Source organism: Pseudomonas sp. C6002 (assembly GCF_013385805.1).
GTDB lineage: Bacteria > Pseudomonadota > Gammaproteobacteria > Pseudomonadales > Pseudomonadaceae > Aquipseudomonas.
Window position 1 is genome coordinate 59,831 of the sequence record NZ_JACAPH010000034.1, and the last position, 24,265, is coordinate 84,095.

A 24,265-nucleotide genomic window follows, 5' to 3' on the forward strand; every position below is an offset into this window, starting at 1 on the left:
GTTTTGCTTACTTTTGCGCTGTTAAGAAGTGAGCCGCTGTAAGAGCGGAACCATAAGCAGCCGTTACCGCAGCAACGGATATACACCCCAACCGCCCAAATCCCTCCCAGGATGGCAAGTTGAACTCCACTCAGGTTTACTACTCCCTGAGTAACCGTTCCACCGGCCCCAAACGCCGGTCATCAAGGCCACCGAATGGACAAATACACCCCCCACACCTGGCAGCCCCACGAGCGCCCGAGCCTGCCGGGCTCGCCGTCGACGCCGCTGCATTCCACCCGCAAGCGCTGGGCCTACGCCCTCGTTGGCGTACTGGTGGCAATCACCGGTGGCCTCGGCAACTCGCTGGTGATCGCCAACCTTGTGTACCTCCAGGGCGCCCTGGGCGCGACGACGGCCGAGATGGCCTGGCTCCCCGCCGCTTACGTCATGACCAACGTCTCCATGAACCTGCTGCTGGTGAAATTCCGCCAGCAATTCGGCCTGCGTGCGTTCACCGAAGTGTTCCTGGTGCTCTACGCCCTGGTCACCTTCGGCCACCTGTTCGTCAACGACCTCAGCTCGGCCATCGCCGTACGCGCGGCCCACGGCATGGTCGGCGCCGCCCTCAGTTCCCTGGGCCTTTACTACATGATCCAGGCCTTTCCCGCAAAGTGGCGGATGAAAGCCCTGGTGCTCGGCCTGGGCACCGCGCAATTGGCGTTGCCCCTGGCCCGACTGTTCTCCGAAGACCTGCTGCAAATCGCCGAATGGCGCGGCCTGTACCTGTTCGAACTGGGCATGGCCCTGACCTGCCTGGGCTGTGTGTTCCTGCTCAAGCTGCCACCGGGCGACCGCTTCAAGACCTTCGAAAAACTCGACTTCCTGACCTTCGCCATCCTCGCCACCGGCGTTGCCTTGCTCTGCGCGGTGCTGTCCCTGGGCCGTATCGACTGGTGGCTGGAAGCGCCGTGGATCGGTATCGCCTCGGCCTGCTCGCTGGTGCTGATCATGGCCGGCCTGGCCATCGAACATAACCGCTCCAACCCGTTGCTGATGACCCGTTGGCTGGGCAGCGGGGCGATGATTCGCCTGGCGCTGGCGGTGGTGCTGATTCGCATGGTGCTCTCGGAGCAGTCCACCGGTGCAGTGGGCTTCATGCAGATGCTGAACATGAGCAACGAGCAGATGCGCACGCTGTATTGGGTGATGCTGGCGGGGGCGATTGCCGGCCTGGCCGTGAGCGCGCTGACCATCAACCCCGCGCATTTGCTGATGCCGCTGATCATCTCCCTGGCCTTCATGGCCGTGGGCTCGGTGATGGACAGTTTCTCCAGCAACCTCACGCGTCCGCAAAACATGTACATCAGCCAGTTCCTGCTAGGCTTTGGCGGCACGTTCTTCCTCGGGCCGACCATGGTCCTGGGCACGAAGAACGTACTGACCAACCCCAGGAACCTGGTGAGTTTCTCGGTGCTGTTCGGGATCTGCCAGAACCTCGGCGGCCTCATCGGCGCGGCATTGCTCGGTACGTTCCAGATCGTGCGGGAAAAATTCCATTCCAGCATGATCGTCGAACACCTGACCTTGCTCGACCCGCGTGTGGCGGCGCGTGTTGCCAGCGGCGGCTCGGCCTATGGCGGGGTGATCGCCGACCCCGAGTTGCGCAACCTCATGGGCATTCGCAGCCTGGCCACGGCCGCCACCCGCGAGGCGAATGTGATGGCCTACAACGATGTGTTCATGCTGATCGCGATCATCGCCATACTCACCATGATCTGGATCTTTATCCGCAGCCTCTGGCTGATGAGTACCACTAAAGCTGCCGCCAGTGCAGCGCCTCCCGTTCAACCCAGCGGCGCACTTTCTTCATGACCGAACCGACGACGACCACCACCAACGCCATCGCTTCCACGCCGGAAGGCACCGCGCCGCCGAGCATGCCGGCCACCGAACCGCGCTCCTTGCGGGTGCGCATCATCTCTTCCATGGGCTTTGCCGCGATTGCGATTATCGGCGTGCTGATCGTGCTCTACGCCTGGCAGTTGCCGCCCTTCAGCAGCGCCGTGGAAACCACCGAAAACGCCCTGGTGCGCGGCCAGGTGACGATCATCGGGCCGCAGCTCAGCGGCTACGTGTATGAAGTGCCGGTGACGGACTTCCAGTACGTCAAGGCCGGGGATTTGCTGGTGCGCCTCGATGACCGTATCTACAAGCAGCGCCTTGATCAGGCCCAGGCGCAATTGGCGGTGCAGCAGGCGTCCCTGGCCAATGTGGTGCAGCAACGCAACAGCGCCGAGGCGACCATCAAGCTGCGTCAGGCGGCCTTGATGGACAGCCAGGCCCAGGCCCGCAAAAGCACCGCGGATTTGCGCCGCAATGAGGAGTTGATCAGCGATGGGTCGGTGTCCAAACGCGAGCTGGACGTGACCCGCGCCGCCAATGCGCAAACCATCGCGGCCGTGGCCCAGGCCCAGGCCAACCTGGAAATCGCCCGGCAGGATTTGCAGACAGTGATCGTCAATCGCGGTTCGCTGGAGGCGGCGGTGGCCAGTGCCGATGCGGCAGTGGAGCTGGCGCGTATCGACCTGTCGAACACCCGGATCATCGCCCCGCGTGACGGGCAACTGGGCCAGATTGGCGTGCGCCTCGGGGCCTACGTCAACAGCGGCGCGCAGTTGATGGCGCTGGTGCCGAACCAGCTGTGGGTGATCGCCAACATGAAAGAAACCCAGATGGACAACGTGCAGGTTGGCCAGCCGGTGACCTTTACCGTGGATGCCCTGGACCACCGAAAGTTTCACGGCACGGTGCAGCGCATTTCCCCGGCGACCGGGTCGGAGTTCAGCCTGTTGCAGGCGGACAATGCTACCGGCAACTTCGTCAAGATCGCCCAGCGGGTGCCGGTGCGGATTACCGTGGATCCGGGGCAGGAGCAGAGTGAACGGCTGCGACCGGGGTTATCGGTGGTGGTGAGTATCGACACGGCGGGGCGCCTGAAAAACACCCCTCCCTAAGACACAATGGAGATCAAAAATGTGGGAGCGGGCTTGCTCGCGAATGCGGAGTGTCAGTCGCAGATGTGTTGACTGATCCACCGCATTCGCGAGCAAGCCCGCTCCCACATGGGTTTTGTGTTGTTAGAGGGTTTTGTATTGCAGGCTGAAACTGAGTTCTGCCGACTGGCCTTGTTCCAACAGCTTCAATCCCGGCCTACCCGGCAGGTGATGGGCATTCACCGGATGACTCACCGGCTCGAAGCAGAAAAAATCCAGCCCCGGCGGGCAATACAGCAGGTAATAGTCGCTGCCGGTGGCCTGGCATTCCAGGGTGTAACCCAGGTCTGGCTGCTGGATGACGCAGCGCCCGTCCCACTGGCAAAAACCGTTGTCCACCAGTGTCTCGGGCAACGATTCTGGGTGTTGAAAATCCCACTCGGCGGGTACGGCAGCCAGCCCTGTCGGCAATTTCGCCGCATCACTCATCCATACCTGCGAAGCCTTTGCCTGCAATTGCGTGCCCGGCCTGCGGGGCAGATACGGATGCAATCCCAGCCCATGCCACGTCGCCGTTTCCGCCAGGTGCGTGACGCGCAAGGTGATGCTCAACTTGCCGCCCTTCAACTGAACCCGCTGCTCGGCGCGATACGCAAAGGGTGTGCTGCTGTCCAGTTGCAACACCACTTCGTCTGACGTCTGGCTGACCACCTGCCACACCTGTTGCCAGGCACTGCCATGAATTGGCAGCGGGTCCAGCGGGCTGTTGGGCTCAAGTCCCAACCACCCTGATGGGTTATCAAAGCCACCTTCGGCAACCCGGTTCGACCAGGGCGTCAGCGGGAAGCACGCAAGCTTCCCCGGCAGGCCGCTGGCCAGCGCCTGTTGATCGGTGTGGCGTAGCAACGGCTGGCCGCTGCTGCGTACTGTCCAGTTGACGATACTCCCGCCCAACGCTGGCGCCAGCGTCAGGTGGGTCAGGTTGTCTTCGAGTTCAAGCATCATGAGTGTCAGCAGACCTATTGAATGATGAATGCTTGTGTGGCGAGGGAGCTTGCTCCCGATGGGCTGCGGAGCGGCCCCAAAAAAAGCGGGAGCGCTTCGCACTCCAGCGGGAGCAAGCTCCCTCGCCACAGAAAGCTCCCTCTCCACACCAAGCTCCCTTGCCACAGCAGCTCCCTCTCCACAATAGCTCCCTCGCTACACGCAGTGTGGGGCTTATAACACCAACCCCGGCAACCACAACGACAACGCCGGAATGTAGGTCACGGCCATCAGCACCAAAAACAGCACGCCATAAAACGGCAGCAACGCCTTCACGGTCTTCTCGATGCTGACTTTGCCCACCGCCGCCCCCACAAACAACACCGCACCCACCGGCGGGGTGATCAGGCCGATCCCCAGGTTCACCAGCATGATCATGCCGAAGTGCACCGGGTCGACGCCAATCCCCAGGATCACCGGCAGCAAAATCGGCGTGAGGATCAAAATCAGCGGCGCCATGTCCATCACCGTACCCAGCAACAGCAGCATGGCGTTGATGCACATCAGGATCACGTAGCGGTTGTCCGACAGGGTCAGGAACATCGTGGTGATCTTCGCCGGGATCTGCATCAGGGTCATGATGTAGCCGAAGCTGGCGGCGAACGCGATCAGGATCATCACGATGGAGATCGTGCGCACCGTGCGGTGCATCAGCTTGGGCAGCTCGCTCCATTTGTAGTCGCGGTAGATGAACATGGTCACGAAGAACGCCCACAACACCGCAATCGCCGCCGACTCGGTGGCGGTGAAGATGCCCGACAGAATCCCGCCAAGAATGATCACCATGGCCATCAGGCCCCACAATGCGTCGGCGCAGATTTTCAGTGCCTGTTTCAGGGGGATCACTTCGCCTTTGGGGTAGTTGCGCTTTTTCGCGAAGATCAGGCACAGCACCATCAGGCAGGCGCTCATCAGCAGGCCCGGGACCACGCCGGCCATGAACAGCGAGGCGATGGACACGGTGCCGCCCGCCGCCAGGGAGTAGAGCACCGAGTTGTGGCTCGGAGGCGTCAGCAAGGCTTGTACCGAGCCGCTCACGGTGACGGCGGTGGCGAATTCACGGGGATAGCCCTGGCGTTCCATTTCCGGAATCAGCACCGAACCGACAGACGCCGTATCGGCCACCGACGAGCCGGAGATCGCGCCAAAAAACGTCGAGGCCATGATGTTCACCAGGGACAGGCCGCCGCGCACAAAGCCCACCAGCACCCCGGCAAACGCCACCAGCCGGCGCGACATGCCGCCCTCGGCCATGATCGCCCCGGCCAGCACGAAGAACGGAATCGCCATCAGCGAAAACTTGTTCACCCCGCCGGCCACCTGAATCATCAGGGCCTGGAACGGAATGTCGATCCACCACGCGCCGATCAGCGCAGAAAGCCCCAGGGCGTAGGCCACCGGCATGCCAATCAGGATCAGGGCGATAAAGCTGCCCAACAGAATCAATGCGTCCATTCAGGCAGCCCCTTCACTTTCTTCAACCAGGTCGAAGCGCACGACCCGACGGTTGCTCTGGTCACCCAGCAGGAGTTTTTCCAGCACAAAAACCAGGGTCAGCAAGCCACCGATCGGGATCGGCATATAGGTGATGCCCACCCGCAAGGTCGGCATGGCGCTCATGAACTGGTTCCAGGTCGACAGGCACAATTTGCTGCCCCAAATCGTCATGAACAGGCAGATGGTTGCCATCAGCAATTGCGAGACGATGCCGACGATTCGGCGTTGGCCGGGCGGCAGGCGGTCGGTGACCATGGCCACCGACATGTGCGCCCCGGCGCGGTAGCTGGCGGCGGCGCCGACAAAGGTGAACACCAGCATCAGCAGGATGGCGGTGGGCTCCGGCCAGCTGGAGCCGGTGCCGAGCACGTAGCGGGCGAAGATGCCCCAGGGGATGATCAGCGCGACGCCGAGAACGGCGAGGCCGGCGATCCAGATGCAGCTCATGTAAATGCGGTCGTTGATGCGCAGCAGTAAATTCTTCATGGCGTTCACCGTAACCGGGCGCGTCGGTACCGACCGCGCCGGGCCTTATCTATGAGAGGAAAAAGGGTTACTCGACGGCTTCGATGCGCTTGATCAGGTCGGCGTAGGGCGCGCCGTACTTGTCGCGAATCGAAGCGGTGGCCTCATAGAACGGTTTTTTGTCGATGTCGATGAACTCGACGCCAGCAGCCTTGAGCTTGGCTTCACTGCTGGCGGACTTGGCGTCCCACCGCTCGCGCTCCTGAATCTGCGCGGCCTTGGCGGTGTTCTTCACCAGCACCTGTTGCTCGGGGGTGAGCTTGTTCCAGGTGATTTTCGACATCACGATGGGCTCGGGCAGAATCAGGTGGCCGGTCAGGCTGTAGAACTTGGCGTTCTGGTAGTGGTTGTGTTCCAGCAGGGTGGGCGGGTTGTTTTCCGCGCCGTCAATCACGCCGGTCTGCAGGGCGCTGAAGATCTCGCCGGTGTCCATGGCAATGCCGTTGCCGCCCATGGCGTTGATGGTTTCGATGAAGATCGGGTTGCCCTGCACGCGGATCTTCATGCCCTTGAGGTCTTCGATCTTGCGCACCGGTTTCTTGGTGTAGAGGTTGCGCGTGCCGCCGTCCATCCAGGCGAGCGCCACCAGGTTGAATTCGGAGTCGGTGATCTTGGCGAGGATTTCATCGCCGATCTCGCCGTCGATGACCTTGCGCATATGCACCTGGTCGCGGAACACGAACGGCATGTTGAACACGTTCACGTCCGGCACCACCGGGCCGACGATGCCGAGGCTGACCCGGGCCATCTGGATCGCGCCGACCTGGGCCTGTTCCACCACTTCCTTTTCCGAGCCCAGCACGCCGCCGGGGAACATCTTGAAGGTCAGGCCGCCGTTGCTTTGGGCCACCAGGGTTTTACCCAGCTGTTCTTCGGCGACGACGGTGGGGTAGCCGGCGGGGTGGATGTCGGCGAATTTGATTTCCAGCGCGTGGGCGGCACCGGCGAAGACGAAGGTGAAGGGGAGTGCGGCGAGGAGCAAAGTGCGTTTGAAGTCCATGGGGTGTCTCTCCAGTCTTGTTATTGTTTTATTCAAGGCACAGCGATGCAGCTAGAGGATGAAGGTCGGCTCCGGCAATCCGGTGACCCCGGGGTTGAGGGCAAACACGCCGCCGGCCAGCGACTGGGCACTGTGGTCGTCGCGGATCGAGGTGACGAACAGGGTGTCCAGGCGGTTGCCACCGAAGGCGCACATGGTGGGTTTTTTCACCGGCACGGCCAGTGAGCGGTCGAGACGGCCGTCGGGGGTAAAGCGGTGGACCAGCCCGGCATCGTTGGCGCAGATCCAGTAGCAACCTTCGGCATCCACGGCGGCTCCGTCGGGGCGGCCGAGGAACTGGTGCATATCCACAAACAGCCGCCGATTGGACGGCGTGCCGCTGTCGATGTCGTAGTCGAAGGCCCAGACCTGCTGGACCAACGGGTGCGAATCCGAGAGGTACATCGTGCGCCCGTCCGGGCTGAAGGCCAGGCCGTTGGGGGTGATGAAACCGTTGAGTGCGGTGTGAACCGCCCGGCCTGTTTCGTAGCGGTAAAGTGCACCGTCGGCCGCATTCTCGGCCATGTTCAGCACCATGCTGCCGGCCCAGAACCGGCCCTGGCGATCACAGCGGCCATCGTTCAGGCGCATGTCCGGGCGGGCGTGCTCGACGCTGGCCAGGGGCGCAGTGTCGAGCCTGCCATCGTTGTGGGGCGTCAGCCGGAAAAACCCGGTTTGCATGCCCGCAACCCAATCGCCCGCCGAGGTGCGGGCGATGCAGGCGAGCATCTGCGGAGCTTTCCAGGCCTGCGCCTGGCCGCTGGTGGCGTTCCAGCGTTGCAGTTCGCCTGTGGGAATATCCACCCAGTACAGGGCGTTTTCCCCGGGTACCCACACCGGGCATTCACCCACGGCGTTGCGGGCGTCGACAATCAGTTCTGCTTGCATGGCCACTCATTCCCTTGGGTTGGTCTGTGGTCAGTCACCGAACGGGCCGGCGGCGCAAAACGCGCCACCCTGGTACACCCGCGCCGGGTCGTCGGCAGCGGGCATCGGCTGGGCTTCCACCTGTTTGCGGAATACTTCGGAAGAGTCCCGCGGGGTGAAGCCCAGGTGCGCGGCGAAGCGGTTGTCCCACCACACATCGAGGTTATCCGACATGCCGTAGACCACGGTATGCCCGACATTCGGTGTGTACAGCGAGCGTTCGAGCAGTTGGGTGAGGTCGTCGAAGCTCAGCCAGGTGTGCATCATCCGGCGGTTCTGGGGTTCCGGGAACGAGGAGCCGATGCGGATGCTCACGGTCTCGATGCCGTAGCGATCGAAGTAGAAACTGGCCATGTCCTCGCCGTAGGATTTGGACAGCCCGTAGTAACTGTCGGGGCGGCGCGGGGAGTGGGCGTCGAGGGCGTCGTCCTGCTTGTAGAAGCCGATCACGTGGTTGGAGCTGGCGAAGATGACGCGCTTGACCCCATGGCGACGCGCCGCTTCATAGATGTGGAAGATCCCGCAGATGTTCGCGCCCAGCACTTCCTCGAACGAGCGTTCCACCGATACGCCGCCGAAATGCAGGATCGCATCGACGCCTTCCACCAGTTGGTGCACGGCTTGTTTGTCGGAAAGATCGCAAGGCAATACTTCTTCGCTGTCGTCAGCGGCCGGGGCCATGTCGGCGATATCCGACAGGCGCAGTACCTTGGCGTAAGGACGCAGGCGTTCGCGCAAGACTTTGCCCAGGCCACCGGCGGCACCGGTGAGCAGCAAGCGGTTGAACGGGGTAGGGGCGGTTGTGGTGGTCATGGTGATCCCGTTATTGTTGTAGGTTGTCGTATGACTGATCCGAAGTATCCTTAGGGTTTCCTACACTTGTCAACGCACTATTGGTCGAAGTTGATAGAGGCTCATCGCTGTCCTGTGGCGAGGGGGCTCGCTGTGGCAAGAGGGCTTGCTGTGGCGAGGGAGCTTGCTCCCGCTGGAGTGCGAAGCGCTCCCAAGATTTTGGGGCCGCTGCGCAGCCCAGCGGGAGCAAGCTCCCTCGCCACAGCAAGCTCCCCCCACAGCAATCTCCCCCGCCACAAAAGCCTTTCCGGTTGTTTGTAAACCGCTATAACAACGACAGCGGGTAACTGATGAATATCCGGTTCTCATCAAACTCGTTGGTACTGAAATCCCGGCGCATCGTTGCGTTGCGCCAGCGCACATTCAGGTCCCGCAGTGGACCGCTTTGTACCGTGTAGGCCAGCTCCGATTCACGGCCCCACTCCTTGCCATTGGTGATCGCCCCGGTGTGCACGTTATCGCCACTGATGTAGCGGTTCATCATGGTCAACCCGGGAATGCCCAGTACCACGAAGTTGAAGTCGTGCCGCACCTGCCAGGATTTTTCCTTGGCGTTGTCGTAGCTGGCGTTGTAGCTGTCGTTGGCCAGGGTGCCGCCGCTGGTGCCGTTGACCCGCATCCAGGCGCTGTCGCCGGTGAGTTTCTGCAGGCCGATATAGAAGCTGTTGCCTTTGTATTTGGCCGAGAGCAGGGCGAACGCGGTTTTGTTGTCGAGGTCGCCGGCCAGGGCCTTGCCGTCTTCCTTGCCGGTGAAGAACCCGAGGTTGGCGCCCAGGGTCCAGTCGCCCACGGGCTGGCTGTGGGTCAGGTTGAAATACTGTTGCTGGTAGATGTCACTGAGTTCGGCGTACCACACGCCAACCTGGGTGCGCTTGTCGTTGAAGGTGTATTCGCCGCCGCCGAAGTTGAAGCGGTCCGAGGTGAATGCGGCTTTGCCGTTGAGAAACATGTCATCCATGCTCGCGTCGTTGCGCGGGCTGTTGCCGCGAAACTGGCCGCCATACAAGGTCAGGCCGGCGATTTCCCTGGACGTTACCTGGCCGCCGCGGAACGTTTGCGGCAGTGAGCGGCCGTCATCCGAGCGCAGGATCGGCAGTACCGGCATCCATTCGCCGACTTTCAATTCGGTGTTCGACAGCTTGGTTTTCAGCGCCACGCCCAGGCGCCCGAAGTTATCGGCAGGGCGGCCATCGCTGCGGGTCGGCAGCAGTTGGGTGCCGGCGGTACCTTTGCCGCCGTCGAGTTTCTGCGAGTACAGGCCCAGCACGTCCAGGCCGAAACCGACGGTGCCTTGAGTGAAGCCGGACCTGGCATCGAGAATGAAGTTTTGCGTCCACTCCTCGGCCTTGCCCTGGGGGTAGGCGGGGTTGGTGAAGTTGCGGTTGAAGTAGGCGTTGCGCAGGTTGAGCGTGGCGGTGGCGTCATCGATGAAGCCTTCTGCCGAGGCGGTGGCGGGGAGGGTAAAGGCCAGGCTGCTCAAACCGATGGCGGCAAAACGGGTGGTGCCGGAGAAATGGCGGACGTGTTGGCTCACAGTGACGCTCCCTTGTCTTTTTGTTGTTTTTATATTTTGTTATACGTTGTCGTACAACATTGAGGGCGATATTTGCGAGGTTTCAGGGGGATGTCAATCGAAAGTTATACGATGACTCCCTGCGTGAAGGGAGTCAGGGGGGAAGGAGTTATCCCGCTGCAACCATGGGCGGCAAGGTGCCAAGCAGCGAAACGGCGGCTACCGCTGAAACACCTAGTAACCATTCAATCATCACGCTGGCCTTCAAGGCAGGCAGCCGCTGCTCACAGTTGTGAATCCGCAGGCGGTTCAGCAGCGCCAGGGCGAGCATGCCGAACACCAGCAGCACCTTGATCAACAGGATCAGGGCGAACCCTGTGAACAAGGGCGTCGGCCAGAACTGCCCGGTGAGCACCCGCACGTTGATCAATCCGGTCACCAGCAGCCCTGTCACCAGGCCATAACCGATGCCACTGAAGCGCTTGAGGATCGGTTCCAACGGATAGCGGGGCGATTGCCTGAGGATCAACACCAGCAGGAGCAGGCCGCCCAGCCAGGCACCGACACACACCAGGTGCACCACCTGATTGAGGATCAGCAACTGTCCGGCCATGCCATTGAGCATGGCGCCATGGCCCACCGGTGCCAGTGTCGCCAGCAGCAATGCACAGAGCGGCAGGCGCAACGCCTTCCACGGCGTCATCAGGCCCAGCACCAGCAGCACGTTCAGTAGCAAGTGCCAGGTCCAGACCTGGCCGAAGAAGGTTTTGCCCAGCACCAACTGCACGGTCGACCATTCCAGCGCGCCCAGCCCGACACCGGCCATGCTCGCGCTGATCAACAGCAGCCACGCCACCCCCGACACCAATGCCAGCCACGCCAACCCTTGGGTGATGCGCGACAGTTGGCGGTCCAGCACCGGTTGCGGTCCCGCGCCCAGCAGCCAGGGCCTGAACACACAGGCCCCGAACATCAACAGCACGACGATGAAATGCAGGAAACGGCACAGCACCAGCAGGGTGGCCATGGATTATTGGCCGACCTTGAAGCTGTATTCACCGTTGCTCTTGTGGGTATCCACCGAGACCGCGTTCCACACCACTTTGTAGGTGCCGGCGGCCAAGGGTGCGGCCGGTGTCACCACCAATACTTTCTTGTCGGCGTCCGGGGTTTCCAGGCCCTTGATCGCGACTTCGGTGCCGTCCTTGCTCAGGGATACCTTGGTGAAGGTCGCTTCAACGCCTTCGCTGAACGTCAGGCGCAGGTCCTTGGGCGCGGCGACGCTGCTGTCGGCGGCAGGCTCCGAGCTTTTCAGGTGGGCGTGGGCAAACGCGGCCGAGGCGCCCAGCAGGGAAGCGAGCAGGGCAACGGTGGTGAGGGTCTTCTTGATCAACATTGTTCAATACCTTCAGGTGAGAGTCAGTCGTTCGGTAGTGCCATGTGCAACAAGGGGAAGGGCTTGCCTTCGCCATCGACGGGCGAGCGGCCGGTCTGGATAAAACCATAGTGCAGGTAGAAACCCACGGCCTGTGGATTCTGCTCGTTCACGTCGACCCGTAGGGTGTCGTGGCGGGCGCGGACGAAGTCCAGCAACTGGCGACCGATGCCCTGGCCGCGTCGGTTCGGGTCGATAAACAGCATCTCGACATTATTGCCGCCGGTGCCGACGAAGCCGCCAATGCCTTGGGTATCTTCGTACACCCACACTTCAAGTGCGGGCATCGGCAGGTAGCAGTCGCGTACCAGGGGCAGCAGGCGCTGGATGTCGTCTTCGCTGAGAAAGTCATGGGTGGCGCGCACCGAGCGTTCCCACAGTGCACCCAGCACCGGGTCGTCGCACGCGCTTCGCTGTCGAATAGTCATGGGGGATGATCCTTCGAGGGGATGGCGATGCTAACCAATCCGCTATCGGCGGGGAAGGTTCTTGTACGAAGTTTCACAGTGGCGTGTCGCCGCGATCTAGAGCGGATGGTAGTCTTGAAGCTATGTTGTTGTCAGGGAGCCCTTATGGGCAATCACAAGATCGGTATTCGTCGGGTCAACGTCGAAAAGATTCTGCTGGCGGCTGAAAAGGTCTTCGCCGAGAAGGGCTATGGCAGCACCGCCATGGCCGACATCGCTGAAGAAGTGCAACTGCCGCGCTCCAACCTGCATTACTACTTCAGTACCAAGAGCGAGCTGTACAGCGCGGTGTTGTTCGACCTGCTGGAGGTGTGGAAGCAGGACGCCTTGTGCTTCGAGATGTTCGACGACCCGCGGGTGGTGCTCAGTAGCTACATCCGCGCCAAGATGCAACATTCCCGCAGCCGGCCTTATGGTTCGAAAGTCTGGGCGAATGAAATCATCCACGGCGCGCCAACCCTGGGGGAGGCGCTGGATGTGAGCCTGTATGACTGGGCCAAGATGAAGGAAGCGAAGATTCGCCAGTGGGTGGAGGACAAGCGGATTTTGCCGGTGGAGCCGTCGAGCCTGCTGTATATGATCTGGGCGTCGACCCAGCACTATGCCGACTTTGACCATCAGGTGAAGATCCTGAATGACCATCAGCCGTTGTCGGACATGCAGTTTGAGCGGGCGGTGCAGACGGTGACGAGTGTGATCCTGCGGGGGATCGGGTTGGAGCCCTAGATCGTTCCCACGCTCCGCGTGGGAATGCCGCCTGGACGCTCTGCGTCCGTTCTTAAGGTCGTGACGCGGAGCATCAACGGATGCATTCCCACGCGGAGCGTGGGAACGATCATTCAGGCTACACCGCCTCGCGGTAGGGGTTCCTCGGGTCCTGCGTCCAGTTCAAAAACGGCTTTCCGGTATCCACCGGCACCATCTCGATACAGTCCGCCACCGGGCAGGTGATCTGGCACAGGTTGCACCCCACGCACTCATCATCGATCACCTCGTATTTATGTGTCCCATCCGCCTGCTTCAAGCTGGCAATCGCCTGGTGCGACGTGTCTTCACAGGCAATATGGCAACGCCCACAGCCAATACACGCCGCCTGGTCAATTTTGGCGATCACCTGGTAATTGATATCCAGGTACTTCCAATCCGTCGTATTGCCCACCGCCCGCCCGGAAAATTCCTGCAGGCTGCTGTAACCCTGGCTGTCCATCCACCGCGACAGCCCGTCCTTCATTTCTTCGACAATCCGAAACCCATGCAGCATCGCCGCCGTGCACACCTGCACCGCGCCGCAGCCCAGCGCGACGAATTCCGCTGCATCGCGCCAGTTGCCAATCCCGCCAATCCCGCAGATCGGCAAGCCTTGTGTCTGTGGGTCCCGGGCAATCTCCGCCACCATGTTCAGTGCGATGGGTTTCACCGCCGAGCCGCAGTAACCCCCGTGGGTGCTTTGGGTGCCGACCATCGGCAGGGCGACCATGCGCTCCAGGTCGACACTGGTGATGGAGTTGATGGTGTTGATCAGCGACACCGCATCCGCGCCCCCGCGACACGCTGCCCGCGCCGCCACGCGTATGTCGGTGATGTTCGGCGTGAGCTTGACGATCACCGGCAGCGAGCAATAGGTCTTGCACCAGCGCGTCACCTGTTCCACATACTCCGGCACCTGGCCCACCGCCGCGCCCATGCCGCGTTCCGGCATGCCGTGGGGGCAGCCGAAGTTCAGCTCGATGCCGTCGCAGCCGGTGGCTTCCACCAGTGGCAGGATGTGTTTCCACGACTCCTCAACACACGGCACCATCAATGACACGATCAGCGCGCGGTCCGGCCAGTCCTTTTTCACCTGGGTGATTTCCCGCAGGTTGATCTCCAGGGACCTATCGGTAATCAGCTCGATATTGTTGATGCCGAGCACTTCACGGTTGGCGCCAAAGTGTGCCGAGTAGCGCGATGAGACGTTGACCGCGGCCGGGTCTTCGCCGAGGGTTTTCCAGACCACGCCGCCCCAGCCTGCTTCAAAGGCGCGGACCACGTTGTAGGCCTTGTCGGTAGGCGGCGCGGAGGCCAGCCAGAACGGATTGGGGGCTTTGATGCCGGCGAATACAATCGAGAGATCGGCCATTACGCAGCCTCCACATTCAGCATGAGTTGAGCGTGCATGGCTTGCGCGGCCAGCTTGCCGTGTTGCACGGCCTGGACGGTGAGGTCCTGGCCGAGGCTGACGCAATCGCCGCCGGCGTACACACCGGGGATGCTGGTGCGCAGCTGTTCGTTGACGAAGATCCGATCGCCCTGGCGTTGCAGTTGGTGGGCCAGCGGGTCGTGCAGCGCCTCGTCGTCGAAGCCTTGGCCGATGGCCTTGAAGATCGCGTCGGCGGCCAGTTCGAAGGTCTCGCCGGTGGCTTGCAGGCGGCCATCGACCATGCGGGTGCGGGCGAAACGCATGCCGCGCACATGGCCCTGGTCGTCGAGCAACACTTCTTCGGGCTGGGCCCAGGTCAGCAGGCGTACCTGGTTGGCCTTGGCGATGTCCTGCTCATGGCCGGTGGCGCCCATTTCAGCCAGGCCACGGCGATACACCAGGTTGACGTCACGGGCACCGAGGCGGGCCATTTGCACCGCCATGTCGATGGCCGTGTTGCCGGCGCCGAGCACGATACAACGGTCGGCCAGGGGCAGTTGACTGAGGTCGTCGGCCTGGCGCAGTTCACGGATGTAGTCGGTGGCGGCGAGCAGGCCGGGGGCGTCTTCGTGTGGCAGGCCGAGCTGTTTGCTGGCAGCCAGGCCAAGGCCGAGGAACACTGCATCGAACTGCTGGTGCAGTTCGCTCAAGGTCAGGTTGTCGCCCAGGCGCTGGCCGTGACGGATCTCGATGCCGCCAATTTGCAGGAGGAAATCCAGTTCCTTTTGCGCGAAGTCATCCACCAGCTTGTACTTGGCGATCCCGTATTCATTCAGGCCGCCGGCTTTTTCCCGGGCTTCGAAAATCACCACGTCATGGCCGTGCAGGGCGCTGCGATGGGCGCAGGACAAACCCGCAGGCCCGGCGCCGACCACCGCGATGCGCTTGCCGGTGGGCGCGGCGCGCTGGAACGGGTGTTCGCTGAAGTGCGCGTTGTCCACCGCGTAGCGCTGCAACAGGCCGATCAGCACCGGGGCGCATTCCTCGGCATTGTTGCGCACGCAGGCTTGCTGGCAGAGGATTTCCGTCGGGCAGACCCGGGCGCAACTGCCGCCGAGGATATTCGCCGAGAGAATCTTCTGTGCGGCGCCCTGGACGTTTTCGGTGTGGATATTGCGGATGAACGAGGGGATATCGATCTCGCTGGGGCACGCGTTGACGCACGGCGCGTCGTAGCAGTAGAGGCAGCGCGAGGCTTCCAGTTGGGCTTGCCGGGCATTGAGCGGCGGCGCCAGGTCGGTGAAATGCGCGGCGAGGGCCGCCGCATCTTCATGGGGGTGGGGAAGATGGTTCAGGGTCTGGATCACGGTATTGGCCTCACGGTTTTTGAGGTGCTGCCTCTGGTGGGCAGTGGTTTTTTTGTTGCCTGTACCGGCCTCTTCGCGAGCAAGCCCGCTCCCACATTCGACTGCATTTATCCTGTTGGAATGGGGGCGAATGTGGGAGCGGACTTGCTCGCGAATGGCGGCCTCAGCGTTTCACAGCAACCGGCCTGGAACGCTCCGCCCGCTTGCTCAACTGCTCAAACACCGGCGGATACGTCGGCCGTTCGATATACCGACCCGCACCCCGTTCGGCGCGCAAATCCCCATCCGCCCAGACCAGCTTGCCCTGGCTGATGGTATGGCTCGGCACGCCGCGCACGGTCTTGCCTTCGAAGATGTTGAAGTCGACTTTCTGGTGGTGAGTCTTCGCGGAAATGGTCCGTGTGCCTTGCGGGTCCCACAGCACCAGGTCAGCATCGGCCCCCACGCGGATCGCTCCTTTGCGTGGATACAGGTTGAAGATCTTCGCGGTGTTGGTAGACGTCAGCGCAACGAATTCCTGCATCGACAAGCGCCCAGTGTTCACGCCCTCATCCCACAACACCGCCATGCGGTCTTCGATACCGGCAGTGCCATTGGGAATCTTGCTGAAGTCATCCCGCCCGGCGGCTTTTTGCTCGGCGCAGAAGCAGCAATGGTCGGTGGCGGTGGTGTGCAGGTTGCCCGATTGCAAGCCATGCCACAGTGCCTCCTGATGCCCGCGCGGGCGGAAGGGCGGGCTCATCACATAGCCGGCGGCGGTCTGCCAGTCGGGGTGTTGATACACGCTGTCGTCCAGCAGCAGATGCCCGGCCAATACTTCGCCGTACACCGGCTGGCCCTTGCTGCGGGCGTAGGTGATTTCATCCAGCGCTTCCTTGGTGGACACGTGCACCAGGTACAGCGGCGTGCCGATGGTTTCGGCAATCCTGATCGCCCGGCTGGCGGCTTCACCTTCCACCTGCGAAGGCCGCGACAACGGATGCGCTTCAGGCCCGGTAATGCCCTGGGCCATCAGCTTGCGTTGCAGGTGATACACCAGCTCGCCGTTTTCGGCATGCACCGTCGGTACCGCACCCAGTTCCAGGCAGCGTTCGAAGCTCGCCACCAAGGTGTCGTCGGCGGCCATGATCGCGTTCTTGTACGCCATGAAATGCTTGAAGCTGTTGATGCCGTGTTGGCTCACCAGCTCGGCCATTTCCTCGCGGACCTGCTCGCTCCACCAGGTAATGGCGACGTGAAAGCCGTAGTCGGACGCCGACTTCTCGGCCCAGCCGCGCCACTGATGGAAGGCTTCCAGCAGGGATTGCTGCGGGTTGGGAATCACGAAGTCGATGATCGACGTGGTGCCGCCCGCCAACCCGGCGGCCGTGCCACTGAAAAAATCTTCACTGGCCACGGTGCCCATGAAGGGCAACTGCATATGGGTATGGGGGTCGATGCCGCCGGGCATCAGGTATTGACCGCTGCCGTCGAGTATCTCGGTGCCGGCGGGAATATCCAGATCAGTGCCAATGGCGCGGATTAGACCGTCTGCGCATAAAACATCGGCTCGGTAACTTTCATCATGGGTAATAACGGTAGCGCCACGGATCAACAGCGACATGTCGAGTTCCTCACAGGCTTGACCGGCTTGTGCCAGTTCTAAGTGTTGTCATGCATCGCGCCGCTGGAAAATTAATTCCTGTCAGCGGTGACAGGAATAGAAACTAGCCCGAGTTTTTCGAATGAGCAAGAATATTTTTTATAAGCTTATATCTTTATTAAGTAATTGAATTTTAACGATAAAAAATAAAAATCACCAAAATGTAGCGGCCTCTCACCATTTTGACGCACTTGACAGGTTCCCAATATGAGCAACATTTCCTATTGCAAATCAGACGCTTGAGACATGCCTCTTGACGGGGCCGGTAAATAAAAATAATTGTGTTGCACCAGATTGAGTCCTGATGGTTCGGACAACTTCTGCGTTATTTGGCCTGAGTAACGCTGAAAGTAACGAGGGGCTCTTCGGTCGAGACAATAAAGCTGATAAACATCAGCAAGTTATACAAGCGGTGCGGGCAGGTTGACGGTTTACGGCACGGTTATTGAGTGCGGTGGCGGTTGGCCGGGTCCCGGATGTCATGTTGTCAACGAGGTACTCCGGCCATCCCGTGCACGTCACGGGATGAGCAAAAATAATTCGAAAAAACCGTGGAGCGGCCATGCAACAGAACAGATCGCAAGTCATTGAGCGCAACGGCCTGTACGAACTCGACGCCGGCCCCGACGTCCTCGACAGCCCCCGCTACAACCACGACATGGCACCGACCAAGGTGCGCGAACGCACCTGGAACAAGTGGCATATCACCGCGCTGTGGATCGGCATGTCGGTGTGTGTGCCGACCTACACCCTGGGCGGCGTGCTCACCGCGTACTTCGGGTTGTCGGTGGGCGAGGCGCTGATGGCGATCCTGCTGGCCAATATCGTGGTGTTGATCCCACTGACCCTCAACGCCTTCCCCGGCACCAAGTACGGCATCCCGTTCCCGGTGTTGCTGCGCTCGTCCTTCGGTGTGCTTGGCTCCAACGTGCCGTGCCTGATCCGCGCGCTGGTGGCGTGTGGCTGGTTCGGTATCCAGACGATGTTTGGCGGCCTGGCGATTCACCTGTTCCTGGGCTCGGTTTTCGAGGGTTGGAAGTCCCTTGGTGGCACCGGTGAAGTGATCGGCTTCATGATCTTCTGGACCCTGAACCTGTGGGTGGTATTGCGTGGCGCCGAGTCGATCAAATGGCTGGAAACCCTGTCTGCTCCGCTGCTGGTAGCGGTGGGAATCGGGCTGCTGGTATGGGCGCTGCCGAATGTCTCGCTGACCGAGTTGATGGCGATCCCGCCCAAGCGTCCCGAAGGCGCGAGCCTCACCGGCTACTTCATGGCAGGCCTGACGGCGATGGTGGGTTTCTGGGCCACCTTGTCATTGAACATCCCCGACTTCAGCCGCTACGCCAAGAGTCAGAAAGACCAGATCCTCGGGCAGATTTTCGGCCTGCCGCTGACCATGTTCCTGTTCGCCGCCCTCGGCGTAATCATGACCGCCGCCTCGGTGAAACTGGTGGGCGTCAGCGTCTCCGACCCGGTCACCCTGATCGGCCATATCCAGAGCCCGGTGTGGGTGGCCGTGGCGATGGCGCTGATCATCATCGCCACCTTGTCCACCAACACCGCGGCGAACATCGTCTCGCCCACCAACGACTTCCAGAACATCGCCCCCAAGCTGATCAACCGCACCACGGCGGTGGTGCTCACCGGCCTGGTGGGCCTGGCGCTGATGGCCCACGAACTGCTGAAAAAGCTCGGGCTGATCATTTCCGAGGTGAGCCTGGAAACCGTCTATTCCAACTGGTTGCTGGGTTACTCAAGCCTCTTGGGGCCGATCGCCGGGATCATGGTGGTGGACTATTTCATCATCAAGAAACAGCAACTGGACCTCGCCGGTTTGTATCGTGATGACGTGTACCCGGCGTGGAACTGGCATGGCTTCCTGGCGTTTGGCGTGCCGGTGGTGCTGACGTTGCTGTCCCTGGGCAGCGATGCGTTCAGCTGGTTCTACAGCTATGGCTGGTTCACCGGCTCGGCGCTCGGTGGCCTGTTGTATTACGCCCTCTGCATGAAACGCGGGGCTCGTGTGGTCGCCGTGAAAACACCGCTTTAATCGATGTGGAATGCAATCAAATGTGGGAGCGGGCTTGCTCGCGAATACGGTGTGCCAGTCGCCAGATGTGTTAGCTGAATCACCGCCTTCGCGAGCAAGCCCGCTCCCACATTTTTGATCGCAGTCCTTCAGTGAGAGTCTGGTCAAATTCATAAGAACTACTGCCTGAGGAGATCCCCATGAACGCTGCCATAGACGTTCTGCAATCCACCCATCAGCACATCAACCGCGATCGTCTGTGGCTGTCCCTGATGGAACTCGCCAAGCTCGGCGCCACCCCCAAGGGCGGCGTCTGCCGCCTGGCCCTGACCGACCTCGATCGCCAGGCCCGCGACCTGTTTGTGAAGTGGTGCGAGGAAGCGGGCTGTACCGTGACCATCGATGGCGTCGGTAACATCTTCGCCCGCCGGCCCGGGCGCAATCCCCAGTTGCCGCCGGTGATGACCGGCAGCCATATCGACACCCAGCCCACCGGCGGCAAGTTTGATGGCTGTTTTGGCGTGCTGGCGGGCGTTGAGGTATTGCGCACCCTCAATGACCTGAAGGTGGAAACCGAAGCGCCGCTGGAAGTGGTGGTGTGGACCAACGAAGAAGGCTCGCGCTTTCCTCCATGCATGATGGGCTCCGGGGTGTTTGCCGAGAAATTCACCCTGGCCGACACGCTGGCCAAGACGGATGCCGACGGCGTGACCGTGGGCGATGCGCTGAATGCCATTGGGTATGCCGGATCACGCCCGGTGAGCGGGCACAAGGTGGGCGCATATTTCGAAGCACATATCGAGCAAGGTCCGATTCTTGAGGATGAAAAGAAAACCATCGGTGTGGTGCTGGGCGCCCTTGGCCAGAAATGGTTCGACCTGAAACTGCGGGGTGTCGAGGCGCATGCGGGGCCGACCCCGATGCACCTGCGCAAGGATGCCCTGGTCGGTGCCGCGGCCGTGGTGGCTGCAGTAAACGCGGCGGCGTTGGGTCATCAGCCTCACGCCTGCGGCACCGTCGGCTGCCTGCAAGCGTATCCGGGCTCACGCAACGTCATTCCTGGCGAAGTGCGCATGACCCTGGACTTCCGCCATCTGGAACCGGCGCGGCTGGATTCGATGATTGCCCAGGTGCGCAAGGTGATCGACGAGACCTGCGCCAAGCACGGCCTCACATTCGAGATGACACCCACCGCTGACTTCCCGCCGCTGTACTTCGACAAAGGCTGCGTGGATGCCGTGCGTGATGCGGCCAATGGGTTGGGGTTGTCCAACATGGATATCGTGAGCGGGGCAGGGCATGACGCGATTTTCGTCGCGGAACTGGGGCCCGCGGGGATGATCTTTGTGCCGTGTGAAGGTGGCATCAGCCATAACGAAATCGAGAACGCGGCGCCGGATGATTTGGCGGCGGGGTGTGCGGTGTTGCTGAGGGCGATGGTGGCAGCTTCGGTGGCAATCGCCAGCGGCAAACTGGCTGCCTGAGTCGACAGGCTTCACTCCTCTCAAATGTGGGAGCCGGGCTTGCCCGCGATAGCGGTGTTTCAGACACAGTTGCAGTGCCTGACACTCCGCTATCGCAGGCAAGCCAGCTCCCACATTTATAGGTCAGCTCACGGCTACCCTCGCATCCACCACCCGATCTACAAGCAACTGCACGCCCTCCAGCATCCGACACATCCCCAGCATCACGCTGCGCTGTGAACCATCAACCTCAAAGGCCAAGTGCGCGGCGATGGCATTGATAGATTCCAGATCCTGAGAGGCATTAAGCAGCAGGGTTTCGGTATCGAGACCAGGGCGGAGGGTGAAGAGCAGGTTTGAATCGGAAAGAGGATTTGGACTGTCTTTGATCATGATGCAGTTCCTGGAGAGTTAGAGACTACCACCAGGGTTTTCTCACGAACGAAGGTGGCAGCTGTACGCGGAGTGAGAAAACCAAGACCCCAGGAGCTTGGCCACGCCGAAGCGTGCCCGCGCACAGCCGCCATAACAGCGAGCACAGAAAAAGCGCCTGCACTGTATACGGCGGGCGCTTTTGCGCCAATGGAGTCGTTCGGATTTCTCACGTCCGGTCGCTGAATTGGCAGCGACTGGCGAAGACTAGTGGTGCCCGTTCCGACCAGCAACCCGAAAGAAGCGTAGGAAATATGTCGCTTCGAGGATGGGTTGTAAGGCATGTCCTGCTCCTTTGTACGAAGTCTCCTTTGTTCATCGGCCTCTCATCATCTCAGCTATCGATATTACGTTTACCGCGCCTTGGAGGACGACAGTGAAGTATTGGCTGCATTGAGGGATGCCAGTCCATTTCTAATTACGCGTGACGCATCGGCAAAAGTTGATGTTCAGGGCCGTACGATCAATGTGTCGGTGGCGGGGGATGTATCCGACTATCACAGCAGTTCGCTGTATCGACATGCCGATGGCAGCGATTACACAGCGGTGAGTGTTTTTCTGAATAGTCGGCCGGAGGATTGAAATTGGCGGTGGGTCAGTCTAGAGATGTTTGACGTGACGCACGTCGGTGGTGATTGCCAGCGGCAAACTGGGGGCCTGAGTCGTCAGGCTTCACTCCTCTCAAATGTGGGAGCCGGGCTTGCCCGCGATAGCGGTGTTTCAGACACAGTTGCAGTGCCTGACACTCCGCTATCGCAGGCAAGCCAGCTCCCACATTTGATCCAGGGTGGGCTCGAGATTTGTATCAGGCGTCAGGCTTCCAACCGCCGCCCAGCGCCGTCACCAAGCCTACACTTGCCTGCAACTGCCGCGTTTGCACCGCTTGCAACGTGCGCTGCGCCTGCAACGCTGCGGTCTGCGCCGTCACCACATCCAGATAACTCAGAGCCCCCGCCAGATAACTGTTCATCCAGCGCTTTCTGCTGCAAATCCGGCAGTTGCCCCTAGTTATCTTTAACCTTGCGCACGGCGCGTAAAACCTGGCTGAGGTAGTGGGCCGAGGCCTCTTCAAATTCGGCCTTGGCCTGGCACTCAGGCGCCCGCCGTCGAAGATCGGCAGGTTTACCAAGGACCCCAGAGCCCAGTGGATACTGGTAACTGCAGATAATGGGTTAAATAGTATGAAGGTCACATCCGAGCAGCTTGTGTGAAAGTTCCCTTTTTCATTTTTCCGTTATCGGTGCTACCTGAAGGTGTTAGTTTTTTTTGCAAGCACCTAACCGTTTTGCTAGCTATTTACTTTTGCAATGTTTTGATAGGGTCAAATGCATCGGAATAAATGCTTGGGTTAAAGGAGGAATAATGAAGCTAGGTGATATAGGAGATACGCCACTTGTGGAGGTTAAAAGCGACAGCGGAAATCGGGTGTTTTCAAAGTGCGAGTTTATGAACCCGTCGGGCAGTCATAAGGATAGAACCTACTTGAGTATCATTACCAAGCTAGAGGCATCGGGGGTTATTCAACCTGGCATGATACTGGTGGATAGTTCCACAGGGAACGGAGGTGCCGCGCTCGCATGGATAGGCAGAGAAAAAGGTTATTCAATAAGAGTTTTTATGCCAGAGGGCATGACGCAGGAACGCAAAGCACAAATTTTATCTTATGGGGCACAAATAACCGAAACTCCAAAAGAAGAGTTTTTAGCTGGAGCGGCTACGATGGCCAAAAAGTTTTCCTCAGAAGCACTAGAAGGAAATACCTACTTTCTGGATCAGTCCAATACGCTACTAAATAAAGAGGCATGGCACGGCTGTGGCGAAGAAATCGTCAATGCACTAAAAAAGATGAATGTCATACCTGACTTTTTCATATGCTCCATCGGTACAGGGGGAACGTTTTCCGGTATTGCAGAAGTGTTGAAACGAGAATACAAAGAAATTAAAGCTATAGGTATAGAGGTCAAAAGTTCGGCGCCTCTCTACGCGATGAAGAAAAATACGGCTTTTAAGCATCTTCCTCATAATCTTATGGGGCTGGGGGCTGGAGTATTATCCATTAATACGATACCTGAACTTGTAGATGAGGTGAGGTTAGTGGATGGCGCCCGGTCTTGGCAGCGCATGAAGCAATTTATCGTTGATTCGGGTATCCAGATTGGACCAACTTGCGGCGCAAATTTATTGGTCTGTGACGAGATTATTCGGGAGTGTAACAATCAAAATATCGTGACTCTATTTTTTGATAGTGCGTGGAAATATAGAAGTCGCTGGGATGGTATTTATCCAGAATACAGGGAGGATTGAAAAAATGTTACTTGAAGATGTTTATAGGAACGCCGATGTTGTGAATTCTGGAAAAGCATTGACTACGGTTAATGAGTTTGCGGATCAGATTCCCGCGCTGCGGCCACAAGTTTTGATGGAAGTCGCTCAGAGGTCAATTAGGCTTATGGATCTGACTGCTACTAAAATTGTTACTGAGGAGGATAAAGGGGCGCCTCTCGCCACAGCGGTTTCGTTATTGACTGGCATTCCTCTTGCGATGGCGCGCTGGTATCCCTATAGCCTGGGTTGTCTAAATGAGCAGGTTGTGGATATTAGTTCAGAATACTTTGACGGGAAACTATATCTCAACGGAATAGGTCGCGATGATCGAGTTGTCATCGTTGATGATACGTTGAGTACCGGGGGGACGATTGTTTCATTGGTTGACGCCGTTAGAGCAAGTGGTGGGGAAGTTTTAGGTGTTATCTGTGCAGTAGAAAAAGTAGGCAGCGGAGGAATCGGGGAGGTGTTTGAGAAAACTGGGATTTTGGTAAAAACTATAATAAAAATCAATGTGAGGGCTGGAGGTGTTGAGGTGATTGACTGATGCGGATTTTAGATGGCATCAAGACGATGAAGCAATTCGAAGCCCGTCAAGGTTGCACACCATCTGG

At 59.9% G+C, this 24,265-nt stretch carries 21 protein-coding genes and 1 pseudogene; 7 read left to right on the forward strand and 15 right to left on the reverse strand.

Features of this window, described 5'->3' with window-relative positions; all coding sequences use genetic code 11:
* Positions 1-195: 195 nt before the first annotated feature.
* Positions 196-1,854, forward strand: a complete 1,659-nt coding sequence (locus HX817_RS25525) for an MFS transporter (RefSeq protein WP_003207803.1) — start codon at positions 196-198, stop codon at positions 1,852-1,854.
* Positions 1,851-2,996, forward strand: coding sequence for an HlyD family secretion protein (locus HX817_RS25530; RefSeq protein WP_003207807.1), 1,146 nt, complete (start codon positions 1,851-1,853; stop codon positions 2,994-2,996). The genes HX817_RS25525 and HX817_RS25530 overlap by 4 nt, the downstream gene beginning before the upstream one ends.
* A gap of 123 nt (positions 2,997-3,119) precedes the next feature.
* Here HX817_RS25530 and HX817_RS25535 read toward each other — a convergent pair whose 3' ends face one another.
* From HX817_RS25535 to HX817_RS25580, 10 genes are all read right to left on the reverse strand, one after another.
* Positions 3,120-3,980 carry an aldose 1-epimerase gene (locus HX817_RS25535; RefSeq protein ID WP_177041564.1) on the reverse strand — a complete coding sequence of 287 codons (861 nt, stop codon included), beginning with the start codon at positions 3,978-3,980 and terminating at the stop codon, positions 3,120-3,122.
* 213 nt (positions 3,981-4,193) lie between these two features.
* On the reverse strand, positions 4,194-5,474 hold the full coding sequence (locus HX817_RS25540) for a TRAP transporter large permease (RefSeq protein WP_003207810.1): 1,281 nt from the start codon (positions 5,472-5,474) through the stop codon (positions 4,194-4,196).
* Positions 5,475-6,002, reverse strand: a complete 528-nt coding sequence (locus HX817_RS25545) for a TRAP transporter small permease (RefSeq protein ID WP_003207813.1) — start codon at positions 6,000-6,002, stop codon at positions 5,475-5,477.
* A 67-nt stretch (positions 6,003-6,069) separates the two neighbouring features.
* Positions 6,070-7,041 (reverse strand): TRAP transporter substrate-binding protein, encoded by a 972-nt coding sequence (locus tag HX817_RS25550; protein WP_177041566.1) that lies wholly within the window; start codon positions 7,039-7,041, stop codon positions 6,070-6,072.
* 51 nt (positions 7,042-7,092) lie between these two features.
* Positions 7,093-7,968, reverse strand: a complete 876-nt coding sequence (locus tag HX817_RS25555) for an SMP-30/gluconolactonase/LRE family protein (protein ID WP_177041568.1) — start codon at positions 7,966-7,968, stop codon at positions 7,093-7,095.
* A 30-nt stretch (positions 7,969-7,998) separates the two neighbouring features.
* Positions 7,999-8,820: an NAD(P)-dependent oxidoreductase gene (locus tag HX817_RS25560; RefSeq protein WP_177041570.1), complete on the reverse strand. Its 822-nt coding sequence runs from the start codon at positions 8,818-8,820 to the stop codon at positions 7,999-8,001.
* A 304-nt stretch (positions 8,821-9,124) separates the two neighbouring features.
* Entirely contained in the window at positions 9,125-10,393 is a 1,269-nt protein-coding gene (locus HX817_RS25565) for an OprD family porin (protein WP_102369547.1), read from the reverse strand.
* A gap of 148 nt (positions 10,394-10,541) precedes the next feature.
* Entirely contained in the window at positions 10,542-11,399 is an 858-nt protein-coding gene (gene copD / locus HX817_RS25570; protein WP_003207822.1) for a copper homeostasis membrane protein CopD, read from the reverse strand.
* 3 nt (positions 11,400-11,402) lie between these two features.
* The gene (copC, locus tag HX817_RS25575; RefSeq protein WP_003207825.1) at positions 11,403-11,768 is read right to left on the reverse strand and encodes a copper homeostasis periplasmic binding protein CopC; all 366 of its coding nucleotides are present in this window, start codon (positions 11,766-11,768) and stop codon (positions 11,403-11,405) included.
* 23 nt (positions 11,769-11,791) lie between these two features.
* Positions 11,792-12,235 carry a GNAT family N-acetyltransferase gene (locus HX817_RS25580; RefSeq protein WP_003207827.1) on the reverse strand — a complete coding sequence of 148 codons (444 nt, stop codon included), beginning with the start codon at positions 12,233-12,235 and terminating at the stop codon, positions 11,792-11,794.
* A gap of 144 nt (positions 12,236-12,379) precedes the next feature.
* Between HX817_RS25580 and HX817_RS25585 the strand changes: the two genes are divergently transcribed.
* Positions 12,380-13,000: a TetR/AcrR family transcriptional regulator gene (locus tag HX817_RS25585; protein ID WP_003207828.1), complete on the forward strand. Its 621-nt coding sequence runs from the start codon at positions 12,380-12,382 to the stop codon at positions 12,998-13,000.
* Between the two features lie 118 nt (positions 13,001-13,118).
* Here HX817_RS25585 and preA read toward each other — a convergent pair whose 3' ends face one another.
* The 3 genes from preA to hydA form a co-directional block, all read right to left on the reverse strand.
* The gene (preA, locus tag HX817_RS25590; protein WP_177041572.1) at positions 13,119-14,393 is read right to left on the reverse strand and encodes an NAD-dependent dihydropyrimidine dehydrogenase subunit PreA; all 1,275 of its coding nucleotides are present in this window, start codon (positions 14,391-14,393) and stop codon (positions 13,119-13,121) included.
* Entirely contained in the window at positions 14,393-15,760 is a 1,368-nt protein-coding gene (locus HX817_RS25595; protein ID WP_087694481.1) for an NAD(P)-dependent oxidoreductase, read from the reverse strand. The genes preA and HX817_RS25595 overlap by 1 nt, the downstream gene beginning before the upstream one ends.
* A gap of 163 nt (positions 15,761-15,923) precedes the next feature.
* Positions 15,924-17,363 carry a dihydropyrimidinase gene (hydA, locus tag HX817_RS25600; protein WP_177036793.1) on the reverse strand — a complete coding sequence of 480 codons (1,440 nt, stop codon included), beginning with the start codon at positions 17,361-17,363 and terminating at the stop codon, positions 15,924-15,926.
* 601 nt (positions 17,364-17,964) lie between these two features.
* On the opposite strand from hydA, the gene HX817_RS25605 reads away from it, so the two are divergent.
* Complete coding sequence (locus tag HX817_RS25605) at positions 17,965-19,452, forward strand: NCS1 family nucleobase:cation symporter-1 (protein WP_177041574.1); 1,488 nt, start codon at positions 17,965-17,967, stop codon at positions 19,450-19,452.
* A gap of 179 nt (positions 19,453-19,631) precedes the next feature.
* Positions 19,632-20,915: a Zn-dependent hydrolase gene (locus tag HX817_RS25610; RefSeq protein WP_087693198.1), complete on the forward strand. Its 1,284-nt coding sequence runs from the start codon at positions 19,632-19,634 to the stop codon at positions 20,913-20,915.
* Between the two features lie 123 nt (positions 20,916-21,038).
* On the opposite strand, the gene HX817_RS25615 is transcribed toward HX817_RS25610, so the two are convergent.
* Positions 21,039-21,287: a DUF6124 family protein gene (locus HX817_RS25615; protein ID WP_087693199.1), complete on the reverse strand. Its 249-nt coding sequence runs from the start codon at positions 21,285-21,287 to the stop codon at positions 21,039-21,041.
* A gap of 844 nt (positions 21,288-22,131) precedes the next feature.
* A pseudogene (locus HX817_RS25620) lies at positions 22,132-22,473 on the reverse strand (RND transporter); the annotation flags it as partial.
* A 215-nt stretch (positions 22,474-22,688) separates the two neighbouring features.
* Between HX817_RS25620 and HX817_RS25625 the strand changes: the two are divergent.
* Entirely contained in the window at positions 22,689-23,630 is a 942-nt protein-coding gene (locus tag HX817_RS25625; protein WP_177041576.1) for a cysteine synthase family protein, read from the forward strand.
* A gap of 4 nt (positions 23,631-23,634) precedes the next feature.
* Positions 23,635-24,198, forward strand: coding sequence for a phosphoribosyltransferase family protein (locus tag HX817_RS25630; protein WP_177022258.1), 564 nt, complete (start codon positions 23,635-23,637; stop codon positions 24,196-24,198).
* Positions 24,199-24,265: the final 67 nt, after the last annotated feature.